We start from the raw sequence: 12,147 nt of genomic DNA on the forward strand, positions 1-12,147 counted from the left end.
GTATAGATTACTTCGGTATCTGCCGTTTGATTCGCAGGCTACGTGGCATTCCGGAACCTGTGATACGCGCTTTAACCGTTGGTGAACTCCATGCTGTGCTGGTTAAGGCAGTGAAAGAACAAATACATCATGATTGAGTTACTTTTAGCGTAGTGCGGGCATGTGCTCACATGCCCGCGCATACTGGCTTGAAGTTTAAACAGCCTGCCCACTACCACGCTTAATCACCGGAATATCACCTGTATCATTCAATGCACCCGGGAAGGTCTTTAACCACTGCGCGACTTTCTGCTTATTTATATTCACCACGCTCATACCCTCCAGGCATCCCCATAATTCTCTTGTATGCTGTGGCGTAATCACAATGCAGTCTTTCATGGCGCGGATTTTTACCGGCATGCCGTCGATAAAGCCCGCTCGGGTTAACCACTCGCCGCCCAGAAGAAGGTATTTCATATCTATGCGGGAATAAAGTTCGCAGCAAGCGGCACTGTTCTGCGGCGTTTCTGCGCGGGGATGAACGGGGGCCGCGTTGGTCTGGTTTCCGTGAAGACGGCGGGCGCTGTTTTTGCGTACCAGCTCGCGGTTTTCAATCATGCCGGTGAAAGCGTCTGGTTCTGTTTTGCAAACAGTAACCTCTGGCTTAAAATTCGTCGCAGCCATTTTCAACTCCTTTTCAGTTGTTTGTGGTTAGCGGTATGGGGGTGTTGCAGCACCTTCATATCGCGAATTCCTCGTTTAAATTTCTTTGATACTTCCTTTCGCCGATTGGCGTAATTTCTGGTGCTTATTATACGGGGCTGAATATAAATACAGCGGTTTGGCGTGGGGTAAATTTGGAATTTGCGAGGGGGATTCAGGAAATAGAGTTATGTACGGTAAGGTCATGTTTTTGTTGATTGCGGGTTGATTGGTCTGGATTTTGCGAGCATCATCGCAAAACTACTGGCTCCTGTAACTGAACTATGACCATCGCAAAATCTCTCAGTCAAAAAATTGCCGGGATGAAAACAGCCTAGTACAAAAAAGCACCAGCGTTGAATAAACCCTTACTTGTTCTGTACGTTCTTTCCCAGTACAAGAAAGGCCATGAGCGACTTTTCCAGTTTCAGGATGAAATACAAGATCAACTACGAGATTTGCTAAAACGCTACGGGCCAAAACGCAGCAACTATGAAGTTCTTATGCCGTTCTGGCGGTTAAAACATGATGGCTTCTGGGCACTGGAAGGAACAGACCTTGCTCTACTTAAAAGCTCTGAGGAACCGAGGCTGCAGACGGTCTTAGATAACAACGTGCGCAGTGGTTTTGATGTAACCTCTTTTTCTCAGTTACAAAATCAGAAATCCTTGATTGATTCGCTGGCAAAACAGGTAGTTGAACAATATTTACCTATAGAATCTCACACAGCGTTATTCCAGGTACTGGGGTTTGAAACACCTGAGCCATTTGATGAGGTTGATAGCCCGAGCGATCGTATCGCTCTCGTTCAACCAGACATCGATATTATCACTCAGGATCCCTCGTTAGACGAAACTGAATCGCCACGGGTTTAACAGACACCTCAGAGTCATTTAAGATGGCTTAAAGAGAGGTGCCCATGAGCGGTAAGCGTTATCCCGAAGAGTTTAAAACTGAAGCAGTCAAACAGGTTGTTGATCGTGGTTATTCTGTTTCCAGCGTGGCAACACGTCTCGATATCACCACCCACAGCCTTTACGCCTGGATAAAGAAGTACGGTCCGGATTCCTCCACTCATAAAGAACAGTCAGATGCTCAGACCGAGATCCGCCGTCTCCAGAAAGAGCTGAAGCGGGTTACTGACGAACGGGACATATTAAAAAAAGCCGCTGTAGATTCAATTGGTCAACGCAACAGTTATGTGAAAACATGGGGTTGCGGAGGTTTTTTGAATGAGACGAACATTTACAGCAGAGGAAAAAGCCTCTGTTTTTGAACTATGGAAGAACGGAACAGGCTTCAGTGAAATAGCGAATATCCTGGGTTCAAAACCCGGAACGATCTTCACTATGTTAAGGGATACTGGCGGCATAAAACCCCATGAGCGTAAGCGGGCTGTAGCTCACCTGACACTGTCTGAGCGCGAGGAGATACGAGCTGGTTTGTCAGCCAAAATGAGCATTCGTGCGATAGCTACTGCGCTGAATCGCAGTCCTTCGACGATCTCACGTGAAGTTCAGCGTAATCGGGGCAGACGCTATTACAAAGCTGTTGATGCTAATAACCGAGCCAACAGAATGGCGAAAAGGCCAAAACCGTGCTTACTGGATCAAAATTTACCATTGCGAAAGCTTGTTCTGGAAAAGCTGGAGATGAAATGGTCTCCAGAGCAAATATCAGGATGGTTAAGGCGAACAAAACCACGTCAAAAAACGCTGCGAATATCACCTGAGACAATTTATAAAACGCTGTACTTTCGTAGCCGTGAAGCGCTACACCACCTGAATATACAGCATCTGCGACGGTCGCATAGCCTTCGCCATGGCAGGCGTCATACCCGCAAAGGCGAAAGAGGTACGATTAACATAGTGAACGGAACACCAATTCACGAACGTTCCCGAAATATCGATAACAGACGCTCTCTGGGGCATTGGGAGGGCGATTTAGTCTCAGGTACAAAAAACTCCCATATAGCCACACTTGTAGACCGAAAATCACGTTATACGATCATCCTTAGACTCAGGGGCAAAGATTCTGTCTCAGTAAATCAGGCTCTTACCGACAAATTCCTGAGTTTACCGTCAGAACTCAGAAAATCACTGACATGGGACAGAGGAATGGAACTGGCCAGACATCTAGAATTTACTGTCAGCACCGGCGTTAAAGTTTACTTCTGCGATCCTCAGAGTCCTTGGCAGCGGGGAACAAATGAGAACACAAATGGGCTAATTCGGCAGTACTTTCCTAAAAAGACATGTCTTGCCCAATATACTCAACATGAACTAGATCTGGTTGCTGCTCAGCTAAACAACAGACCGAGAAAGACACTGAAGTTCAAAACACCGAAAGAGATAATTGAAAGGGGTGTTGCATTGACAGATTGAATCTACAGCGGCGTACTTCGCAAAACTGTCCGACTGAGGTACGCCTTTATCCGTGACAACGCCCGTTGCTGGCCTGTTCGCCTGCTCTGTCGGGTGCTGGATGTTCATCCCAGTGGCTTTTACGCCTGGCTTCAGCAGCCGCATTCACAACGCCATCGGGCAGACCTGAGACTGACAGGACAGATTAAACAGTTCTGGCTGGAATCGGGATGCGTCTATGGTTATCGCAAGATCCATCTGGATCTGCGGGACAGCGGGCAACAGTGCGGAGTCAACAGAGTCTGGCGACTGATGAAACGTGTCGGGATAAAGGCTCAGGTCGGATACCAGAGCCCGCGGGCACGTAAAGGCGAGGCCAGTATCGTGTCGCCCAACAGGCTCCAGCGACAGTTCAATCCGGATGCTCCGGATGAGCGTTGGGTAACCGACATAACCTATATCAGGACCCACGAAGGCTGGCTGTATCTTGCTGTGGTTGTTGATCTGTTCTCACGCAAAATTATCGGCTGGTCCATGCAATCCCGGATGACAAAGGACATTGTCCTGAACGCACTGCTGATGGCTGTATGGCGGCGTAATCCCCAAAAACAGGTGCTGGTTCATTCGGATCAGGGCAGTCAGTACACAAGCCATGAGTGGCAGTCGTTCCTGAAATCACACGGCCTGGAGGGCAGCATGAGCCGTCGCGGTAACTGCCATGATAATGCGGTCGCAGAAAGCTTTTTCCAGTTGTTGAAACGCGAACGGATAAAGAAAAAGATCTACGGAACGCGGGAAGAAGCCCGCAGTGATATTTTTGATTACATCGAAATGTTTTATAACAGTAAGCGTCGGCATGGTTCTAGCGATCAGATGTCACCGACAGAATATGAAAACCAGTATTATCAACGGCTCGGAAGTGTCTAGATTATCCGTGGCGATTCACTTTGACAACCTCAATTTAACCTCAAAATCAACCCTTGTACTGCAAAGAATCCTAACTAGAATGCTGAACATGTAGGGGGTAATCTTATTAACACACCCTATATGTTGTGCTCATGTATAAATGATGGGCATAAAAAAACCGGAGTCACCTGCGTGAATCCGGTCTATGAAGCATGACCGCCATGAGTCTGCAAACTCATAACGATTGTTAGCCTCACTATCGTTTCTAACGGCTCGATTGTGCCCGGCTTGGTTGGTTATGTAAACAGTAAGATAAAATCAAAAGGAACGATCCATGCTTATTCAGAAAAAGCGTATTCGAAATATTGATAATTACATACCTAACTTTGATGGCCGAGATATCTACATTGCACATTCTTTGCCAGATGCGGGGAAAACGTGACCTGCTCCCCGTTGATTAATACACCCCGATGTTAGTAATGTCTTCATAAGCCACATGAGGACATCCCCATGAAGAAGCGTTTTTCCGACGAACAGATCATCAGTATTCTTCGCGAAGCGGAAGCCGGAGTTTCTGCCCGTGAGCTCTGCCGTAAGCACGCCATTTCCGATGCCACTTTCTACACCTGGCGCAAGAAGTTTGGTGGCATGGAAGTTCCTGAGGTGAAGCGGCTTAAATCTCTTGAAGAGGAGAACGCCCGCCTCAAGAAGCTACTTGCCGAAGCCATGCTGGATAAGGAGGCACTTCAGGTGGCTCTGGGGCGAAAGTACTGACGACAGACCAGAAGCGGGAAGCCGTTGAGTTTATGTGTGATGCGACCGGTCTGTCGCAACGTCGTGCCTGCAGGCTTACAGGTTTGTCCCTGTCGACCTGCCGCTACGAGGCTCAGCGTCCGGCAGCTGATGCGCATTTATCAGGGCGCATCACTGAGCTGGCACTGGAGCGCAGGCGTTTTGGCTACCGCCGCATCTGGCAGCTGCTGCGTCGGGAGGGCCTTCACGTCAATCACAAGCGGGTATACCGTATTTACCACCTTAATGGACTGAGCGTAAAACGCAGACGACGCCGTAAAGGGCTGGCAACCGAACGGTTTCCGCTTCTGCGCCCGGATGCGCCGAACCTGACATGGTCGATGGATTTCGTTATGGACGCACTGGCCAACGGTCGGAGGATCAAGTGCCTGACCTGTGTGGATGATTTCACGAAGGAGTGTCTGACAATCACCGCTGCTTTCGGTATTTCAGGCGTTCAGGTCACGCGTATTCTGGACAGCATCGCGCTGTTTAGGGGCTATCCGGCGACAATAAGAACCGATCAGGGCCCGGAATTTGCCTGCCGCGCGCTCGATCAATGGGCCTTTGAGCATGGTGTGGAACTACGGCTTATCCAGCCAGGTAAGCCAACGCAGAACGGATTTATTGAGAGTTTTAACGGACGCTTTCGCGATGAGTGTCTGAATGAACACTGGTTCAGCGATATTCTTCATGCCCGGAAAACGATTAATGACTGGCGGCAGGATTATAACGAGTGCCGTCCCCATTCATCGCTGGATTACCAGACACCAGCTGAATTCGCAACGGACTGGCGAAACAGGAAATATGAAGAAAAACCAACCGACATTACTAACTGAAGGTTGTATCTAATCCTGGGGGCAGGTCAAACGGACTCTATTGGTTTCTCAAGTCAAAGAGCTTTAGGTGAAGAAGTCCTCCCCAAAATTTTAGGGCCAATAACCAGATTCAATGCTAATGGCAAATCAGTACCTGACAAAACAGCACCTAAAGAAACTGCATACAGACAAATTTCATGGACTAGAAAGCAATGGGTCGGAGGGGGCGCAACTCAAGAAGTTACTGACACTCGTGAAATTGAGTATAAGCGCTACAAGAGAATCCTCACCCCTCCACCAAGCATAGAGTTAAAGATTGTAGAGAATCTGCAAGGGGAGAAGTTGATCATCTCTCCAAAGCTAAGTTTGACAGCTAACAACAAAGAGTTAGTGGCTCACTGCATTAATCTTTTTTTAGAGCTTTTTGAGTTGTGCGAAACTGTTGACGACCAACTTAATACCATCGTTAAAAGTAAATCTATAAAACTAAACTGGAGCCTCCTGCCACAGGGTCAACAGCCTTGGAGCACTATTGGTTCAAAAATCCTTTCAGCTATTAAGATCAGGGGAAAGGGCAATACCGCTGTTGTTGAAGGCAGGCTTGAACTTATCAATAGTAAAAAACCAGATTTCGTAGCGGTTGGGCAAGCTGGGTTCCAAGGCTACGTGATATTTGGGTTCACAGGCCAAAACATTTACGTACTAGAAAGCTCACAATGTAATAACGCAACTTATATACTTAACAATAATTGGCAGCAGTTATCCCAGCTAACTAAAGCCGAAATACTAGACGGAAACTTGCACCATGCCCGTGTCATCCACCGTGTAAACTGGGCAGCAGAAATACTTAAATACTTACCATAAAGCGCCGGACGCGCGGGAATGAACCCCCGCGCACTTTCAAACATACCGCAATAGAATCCATAAAGCCCCGTTGGTGGTAAGACAACAAGCGGAGCCTCTGGCGACTACATCACAGTTATGTCAGTTAGTGAGGCTTATCAGGATGACCATGTACCCAAGGGGAGCGAGGCCGAACCGCTGGCAGAGCTTGCATATGGTCTGCAAGTACCGTGACCACCATAAACCTGTTTATCCCCTGCGGCGTCTCGCGACGGCGACAGAACGGGGGCATCGGGCTAAAATGCGCTTCACTAAAAGTTTATGGGATTGTTTAGAGACGGTGGCTACGTCATAGCTTTCAAGTTGAGTCAGTACGTGTTTGACGCTTGGAACTACACGCCGCTATAAGTTAACATCCCAATTACCACTATCAACCACAGCGGCTTTTTCAAGGGACATAACAGAGCATTTCTTACAGGCAAAAGAGACAGATTTTATTGTCTAACTAGCTGTATTGTAAGGAATTTAGTGACTTGGTGCCGAAGGCCGGACTCGAACCGGCACGTATTTCTACGGTTGATTTTGAATCAACTGCGTCTACCGATTTCGCCACTTCGGCACTGAAGGGGATGCGGAAACGTTGTGGATTATACCTGTCGCGCGCCGCCATGCAAGCGGCGACGCGCTAAACCCGCGCTAAGTGCCCAAAAAAACAGCGCCCTTCATCAATCCAGCTCCGAAACCGCCAGCCGAATCACTCTCGCCGCCTTCTGCTCCGGCAGCGCCAGCACCTTCGCCCACATCTCCTGCACCATATCGCAGGAGAGCTTCTCTTTGCCCACCGCGTTCTCCGGCATCTGCAGCAGCTGGATGTCCTCGCCGTACTTATCGGCAAGTTCCTTCATAATGGGTCGGACATCCTCGACAGCCGCTTCGCGTTCGGCCGGGGTCACGGTGTGGCTGTTTTTGCCGTAGGCTGCGCGCATCATGTCGGCGTCAGCCTGCATACGGCGGGCCATCATCTGTTGGTCCAGCACGCGCATCGGGTTGACACCGCCTTTCACCGCCGGGTAGAGGAAGCGGAAACAGGCGTCGTCACTCACCTTCTGGATGGCGGCAGTCTGCTCCATGTTGACCTTCATATATTCCACCACGTTGGCGTCCGGGGCATGCTGCAGGCGTGACATCTGCAGGGTCAAAATCTGCGGCTGGATGACGTCGATAATGTGCTGTTCAGACTCGCCCGCTTTCTGCATGGTGAGGATCTGCTCGCGGATGCGTTTCTGGAACGCGGGTTCCTGCTCTTTAATCACCTGCCAGGCGGGCATCGTGTTGAGGGTGGTATCAAGCTGCTGTTCAGGGGTGCGCTGCATACGCTGTTTGTCAAAATACACCCAGAACGCCACGGAGGCGGCCGCGATGACGACAATGACAATACGGGTCCACGTTTTATTCATCTCGCATCCTTATCCTTTCGCTATGCCTGTTTACACCGGCACGCCACTGTGGAAGCGAAACTCGTTGTCCGGTGTCGAGATAAGTGTGGCTTCAATTTCGCCAAAAAGCTTTATGCGCGGTGAGATATCGTTATCGCTCACCTGCTGGGCCAACGTCAGGTAGTCCTGATAATGGCGCGCTTCCGAGCGCAGCAGCGAGAGATAGAACTTCTGCAAATCATCGTCGAGGAACGGAGCCAGCGCGGCGAAGCGTTCGCAGGAACGGGCTTCGATGTACGCGCCGCAGATAAGCTTGTCGATCAGCGTCAGCGGTTCGTGAGTGCGTACTTCTTTCAGCATTCCTTTGGCGTAGCGGCTGGCGGTAATTTTGACGTACGGAATATCGCGGGCCAGCATCGCATCGCGCACCTGCCAGAAGTGGTGCAGCTCCTCTTTGATCAGCAACACCATGCTGTCGATGAGCGCCTGGCCCCACGGGTCGTCGGTTTTGGGCATCACGCTTTTGCCAATCTGCTTGTGCAGGGCGATGAAGTCCGGCTCCGGGCCGTCACGGAAGGTGAATTGTTCGTAGGGTTTGAGCCAGTCGAGCAGCGCGTCTGCACCGCTTTCGTCGGCGACGTATTTACGCACCAGCAGCAGCGCGGTCTGGGCGGCCTTGAGCTCGCACACCATGTGGTCGGTGAGCAGCAGCGGTAGGTTCGCCGGGTCGCGGGCTTGATCAATCCATGCTTGCGGGGTCGGGCACTGGAGGAAGTTGAGTACGGGGGCGAGTATCTGCGGGTAATCCATGTTTAAACCTTGAAAGCGGCAGCATGCACTGCCGCTTGAACGCTATTAGTGACGCACGCCGTCGTCGTCTTCGTCGATGTAATCTTCGTCGTCGCCTTCTTCGCCGTCTTCACCGTTTGGATCTTCGAAGTAGGTTCCCCAGCCGTCGTATTCCACGTCGAACTTCTCGGCCAGGTTCATCAGCTGTTCTACCTGCGCGTCGATCAGCTCCGCCTTCAGCGCGCCTTCGCTCAGGATGTCGCAGCAGATGACGGTGTCGCCCTCTTCCACTTCCAGCTCTTCCGGCTCGGTCACTTCGTAACCCAGTTTGAAGGCTTCCACCGCCATTTTTTCCAGCGCGTCGAAATCATCCGCAGAGAAATGGTGCTCGATGGTGTACAGCGCGTCCGGATCGCTACCGTCTTCCAGCAGCTCTTCAATAATCAGACGCGTCTCTTCGCGTTGCTCTTCCAGGTGTTCCGGGTTTGCCATGGCTCAATCCTCTTTAAAGTGCGGCAGATACTTCTATTTTCACACACGGACGTGTTTGCCTCCACCTTTGTGAGAAAGATTTGTTAAACGGGGTTGCAAATGAATAATTACACATATAAAGTGAATTTTAATTCAATAAGTGGCGTTCGCCATGTGAGGATAAAATGTCTGATTTGTACAAGAAACACTTTCTGAAATTGCTCGACTTTACCCCTGCACAGTTCACTTCTCTGCTGACTCTTGCCGCACAACTCAAAGCCGATAAAAAAAATGGCAAGGAAGTACAAAAACTTACCGGTAAAAACATCGCGCTCATCTTCGAAAAAGACTCAACCCGTACACGATGCTCTTTCGAAGTTGCCGCATTTGACCAGGGCGCGCGCGTCACGTATTTAGGGCCGAGCGGCAGCCAGATTGGGCATAAAGAATCAATTAAAGATACCGCACGCGTGCTAGGCCGCATGTACGATGGCATTCAGTATCGTGGTCACGGTCAGGAAGTGGTTGAAACCCTGGCACAGTATGCGGGCGTGCCGGTGTGGAACGGGCTGACCAACGAGTTCCACCCAACGCAGCTGCTGGCGGACCTGCTGACCATGCAGGAGCACCTGCCGGGCAAAGCGTTTAACGAGATGACGCTGGTTTATGCAGGCGATGCGCGCAACAACATGGGCAACTCGATGCTCGAAGCCGCAGCGCTGACCGGGTTGGATCTGCGTCTGGTGGCCCCGAAAGCCTGCTGGCCGGAAGAGAGCCTGGTGGCGGAGTGCAGCGCGCTCGCCGCGAAGAACGGCGGGAAAATCACCCTGACGGAAGATGTGGCGGCGGGCGTAAAAGGCGCGGACTTCATCTACACCGACGTATGGGTGTCGATGGGCGAAGCCAAAGAGAAGTGGGCGGAGCGTATTGCGTTGCTGCGGAGCTATCAGGTGAACAGCCAGATGATGGCGCTGACCGGCAACCCGAACGTGAAGTTCCTGCACTGTCTGCCGGCGTTCCATGATGACCAGACTACGCTCGGCAAGCAGATGGCGAAAGAGTTCGACCTGCACGGCGGGATGGAAGTGACGGACGAGGTGTTTGAGTCGGCGGCGAGCATCGTGTTCGACCAGGCAGAAAACCGGATGCATACGATTAAGGCGGTGATGGTGGCGACGCTTGGGGAGTGATCCTCTCTCCCACATTGAAATGGTGATTATCTGCTGAATTAATTTTCAGCAGATAATCATTTCCGGTCTATTGGCATAAAAATTTATTTTCCTGACACTTCCCACAGATACATATCAACCATAAAATGTATTTATGATTTTATTAGCCATTATTTATTGGATAGATAATGGTTAATATTAATTCATTATAAATTACAAAACAGTGTATATTAAAGGCGTAATATTTCCTTATTGCTGCATTTCGTTAATAAGGATTATTTATGTCATGGAATAAGCACGAAGCTGTGTCATATGCCCGCAGCCACTCACATCATAAAAGTACCGGTTACTGCGCTCGCGCCGTTGCTGCTGCTATCCGTGCCGGAGGATTGAAGATTGATGGCGCTGATGCAAAAAACTTCTGGCGATCACTTGAGAAGGCAGGATTCAGTAAGGTGTACGGCACCCCTATTGAAGGTGATGTTGCAGTCATTGACGCATTACCTGGTGCGCATCAGAACGGGCATGTATGTATCTACGACGGATCGGGTACCTGGTATTCAGACTTTAAACAGAACAGCCTTTATCCCGGTCCGACATATCGGAAGATACAGCCAAAAATAACCTTTTACAGGCACTACTGATATGAAAAATATCTTACCGCTTCTCTTCATATTTTCTTTCTCTGCGATGGCTGGCCATTCTGACCCGATTGAGCGTGCGGTTAAATTTAACAGCTGGTACGTTAATCAAATCAACAAAGATGCATTTCCGATCACTGATGGAAACGAAATAGATAAATATGTCACAGCATCAACAATGAAAAAACTCCGTCACGCGCAGGATCCTCGCTATGCAGACGAAGAGTTTTACGAGGCAGATATATTTTTAAAAGCGCAATACGTCGGCGATGACTGGCCGCAGAATGTAACAGCCATAGCTGGGGATACCGATCCAGTCTGTGTCAACGTATACATTGCATTCGGTAAAAAGCAGGACCACGTAGTCATAGACTGCATGGTTAAAGAAAACAACTTATGGAAGGTACAGTCGGTTTCAAATGCGGATTTTTCAAGAAATCTGGCTACCACGAAATGAGCCAAACGACGTACTGACAATAATACTGATTCGGTACGATCTTCTTGCCGGGTGGCGCTGCGCTTACCCGGCGTACAAAACCCTGGGTGAGGGTCTTACTCCACCAGAATCTTCACAACGACTTTACGCACCTTAGCAGGTGCCCCCACCGCGCACAGCGGTTTATGCACTTCGCCCGGCCAGAACACCACAAAATCCCCTTCGCTCAGCACCACCGTTTTCTCCTGCTCACCTTCCGGCAGAAACGCGATGTCTTTATCCGCCAGCCAGTCTGTGTCCGGTGTACCGTGCGGCAGGGTACTGAAGGTCATCCCTTCTTGCCCCTTCATCACGATCTGAATATCCAGATAGCGCGCGTGGTACTCGGCGCGGCGCTCGGCGAACGGCTGGGTCATGTCTTCCGAGACCAGATAAAACAGGTTGTTGCCGTCGATATCGTGCTTGCCGAGCGGAGTGGCGTCGGTGACGTGGACTTTAACGTGTTCAATGGCCTGGCGCAATTCGTCAGGGAGCCAGGATTGCAGATGGTGGATGTTGCCGATAATCATAAACAAACCCTCAATATAAAACATCGTTTCACTTTAATCTTTTATACGAGAATTCTCACTGCCATACCACCGCTTTCACGACAGGTTTTGCGCCAGCGCATGTTTATCGGGAAATGTGTTAATTTGCTGTTAAGCCCTCTCAGGCATTTATGCAGTCGTTATGCATAACCTCAGATCTTCGTGGTCTCGCCCTATAGCTAACTCACTGATCGTATGGCGTTAACAACAAAACT

At 49.9% G+C, this 12,147-nt stretch carries 13 protein-coding genes, 1 tRNA gene and 2 pseudogenes; 10 read left to right on the forward strand and 6 right to left on the reverse strand.

Annotated features, from left to right (window positions below):
• Positions 1-195: 195 nt before the first annotated feature.
• Complete coding sequence (locus AC0XWG_RS04375; protein WP_257246770.1) at positions 196-663, reverse strand: type I toxin-antitoxin system SymE family toxin; 468 nt, start codon at positions 661-663, stop codon at positions 196-198.
• Positions 664-1,037: 374 nt separating this feature from the next.
• Here AC0XWG_RS04375 and AC0XWG_RS04380 point away from each other — a divergent pair, with 374 nt between their 5' ends.
• The 6 genes and pseudogenes from AC0XWG_RS04380 to AC0XWG_RS04405 all read left to right on the forward strand — a co-directional run bounded on the left by AC0XWG_RS04380 (position 1,038) and on the right by AC0XWG_RS04405 (position 6,424).
• On the forward strand, positions 1,038-1,556 hold the full coding sequence (locus tag AC0XWG_RS04380) for a phosphorothioated DNA-binding restriction endonuclease family protein (protein ID WP_475680411.1): 519 nt from the start codon (positions 1,038-1,040) through the stop codon (positions 1,554-1,556).
• A gap of 44 nt (positions 1,557-1,600) precedes the next feature.
• Positions 1,601-1,849, forward strand: a pseudogene (locus AC0XWG_RS04385) (transposase); the annotation flags it as partial.
• Between the two features lie 64 nt (positions 1,850-1,913).
• Entirely contained in the window at positions 1,914-3,065 is a 1,152-nt protein-coding gene (locus AC0XWG_RS04390; protein WP_001254932.1) for an IS30-like element IS30 family transposase, read from the forward strand.
• 12 nt (positions 3,066-3,077) lie between these two features.
• Positions 3,078-3,971, forward strand: a pseudogene (locus tag AC0XWG_RS04395) (IS3 family transposase); the annotation flags it as partial.
• Positions 3,972-4,460: 489 nt separating this feature from the next.
• A protein-coding gene (locus tag AC0XWG_RS04400; RefSeq protein ID WP_134708787.1) for an IS3 family transposase occupies positions 4,461-5,581 on the forward strand; the annotation gives its coding sequence in 2 pieces (ribosomal slippage) (positions 4,461-4,719 and positions 4,719-5,581; 1,122 coding nt in all).
• Positions 5,582-5,584: 3 nt separating this feature from the next.
• Entirely contained in the window at positions 5,585-6,424 is an 840-nt protein-coding gene (locus AC0XWG_RS04405; RefSeq protein ID WP_475680412.1) for a hypothetical protein, read from the forward strand.
• Positions 6,425-6,937: 513 nt separating this feature from the next.
• Here AC0XWG_RS04405 and AC0XWG_RS04410 read toward each other — a convergent pair.
• The 4 genes from AC0XWG_RS04410 to rraB form a co-directional block, all read right to left on the reverse strand.
• Positions 6,938-7,022 (reverse strand) — tRNA-Leu (locus AC0XWG_RS04410).
• Positions 7,023-7,128: 106 nt separating this feature from the next.
• The gene (locus AC0XWG_RS04415) at positions 7,129-7,860 is read right to left on the reverse strand and encodes a topoisomerase II (RefSeq protein ID WP_475680413.1); all 732 of its coding nucleotides are present in this window, start codon (positions 7,858-7,860) and stop codon (positions 7,129-7,131) included.
• A 30-nt stretch (positions 7,861-7,890) separates the two neighbouring features.
• The gene (gene miaE, locus AC0XWG_RS04420; RefSeq protein ID WP_475680414.1) at positions 7,891-8,649 is read right to left on the reverse strand and encodes a tRNA isopentenyl-2-thiomethyl-A-37 hydroxylase MiaE; all 759 of its coding nucleotides are present in this window, start codon (positions 8,647-8,649) and stop codon (positions 7,891-7,893) included.
• A gap of 45 nt (positions 8,650-8,694) precedes the next feature.
• On the reverse strand, positions 8,695-9,120 hold the full coding sequence (rraB, locus tag AC0XWG_RS04425) for a ribonuclease E inhibitor RraB (RefSeq protein ID WP_025759886.1): 426 nt from the start codon (positions 9,118-9,120) through the stop codon (positions 8,695-8,697).
• A gap of 99 nt (positions 9,121-9,219) precedes the next feature.
• On the opposite strand from rraB, the gene argL reads away from it, so the two are divergent.
• From argL to AC0XWG_RS04445, 4 genes are all read left to right on the forward strand, one after another.
• A complete protein-coding gene (gene argL / locus AC0XWG_RS04430) occupies positions 9,220-9,315 on the forward strand; it encodes a putative translational regulatory protein ArgL (protein WP_213014347.1) in 96 nt (31 codons plus the stop codon).
• Positions 9,285-10,289, forward strand: coding sequence for an ornithine carbamoyltransferase (argF, locus tag AC0XWG_RS04435; protein ID WP_128348269.1), 1,005 nt, complete (start codon positions 9,285-9,287; stop codon positions 10,287-10,289). The genes argL and argF overlap by 31 nt, the downstream gene beginning before the upstream one ends.
• 260 nt (positions 10,290-10,549) lie before the next feature.
• Positions 10,550-10,912 (forward strand): CHAP domain-containing protein, encoded by a 363-nt coding sequence (locus AC0XWG_RS04440; RefSeq protein ID WP_475680415.1) that lies wholly within the window; start codon positions 10,550-10,552, stop codon positions 10,910-10,912.
• Between the two features lies 1 nt (position 10,913).
• Positions 10,914-11,366 (forward strand): DUF3828 domain-containing protein, encoded by a 453-nt coding sequence (locus AC0XWG_RS04445; RefSeq protein WP_028016508.1) that lies wholly within the window; start codon positions 10,914-10,916, stop codon positions 11,364-11,366.
• A 95-nt stretch (positions 11,367-11,461) separates the two neighbouring features.
• On the opposite strand, the gene AC0XWG_RS04450 is transcribed toward AC0XWG_RS04445, so the two are convergent.
• The gene (locus AC0XWG_RS04450; protein WP_475680416.1) at positions 11,462-11,914 is read right to left on the reverse strand and encodes a YhcH/YjgK/YiaL family protein; all 453 of its coding nucleotides are present in this window, start codon (positions 11,912-11,914) and stop codon (positions 11,462-11,464) included.
• Positions 11,915-12,147: the final 233 nt, after the last annotated feature.

It is taken from the genome of Enterobacter sp. DVT3837 (assembly GCF_056238685.1).

Excerpts from the sequence above, each read along its gene's own strand:
- AC0XWG_RS04375 (WP_257246770.1), bottom strand. The coding sequence starts at position 663 with ATGGCTGCGACGAATTTTAAGCCAGAGGTTACTGTTTGCAAAACAGAA.
- AC0XWG_RS04390 (WP_001254932.1), top strand. The coding sequence starts at position 1,914 with ATGAGACGAACATTTACAGCAGAGGAAAAAGCCTCTGTTTTTGAACTA.
- AC0XWG_RS04415 (WP_475680413.1), bottom strand. The coding sequence starts at position 7,860 with ATGAATAAAACGTGGACCCGTATTGTCATTGTCGTCATCGCGGCCGCC.
- miaE (WP_475680414.1), bottom strand. The coding sequence starts at position 8,649 with ATGGATTACCCGCAGATACTCGCCCCCGTACTCAACTTCCTCCAGTGC.
- rraB (WP_025759886.1), bottom strand. The coding sequence starts at position 9,120 with ATGGCAAACCCGGAACACCTGGAAGAGCAACGCGAAGAGACGCGTCTG.
- argL (WP_213014347.1), top strand. The coding sequence starts at position 9,220 with ATGAATAATTACACATATAAAGTGAATTTTAATTCAATAAGTGGCGTT.
- argF (WP_128348269.1), top strand. The coding sequence starts at position 9,285 with ATGTCTGATTTGTACAAGAAACACTTTCTGAAATTGCTCGACTTTACC.
- AC0XWG_RS04440 (WP_475680415.1), top strand. The coding sequence starts at position 10,550 with ATGTCATGGAATAAGCACGAAGCTGTGTCATATGCCCGCAGCCACTCA.
- AC0XWG_RS04445 (WP_028016508.1), top strand. The coding sequence starts at position 10,914 with ATGAAAAATATCTTACCGCTTCTCTTCATATTTTCTTTCTCTGCGATG.
- AC0XWG_RS04450 (WP_475680416.1), bottom strand. The coding sequence starts at position 11,914 with ATGATTATCGGCAACATCCACCATCTGCAATCCTGGCTCCCTGACGAA.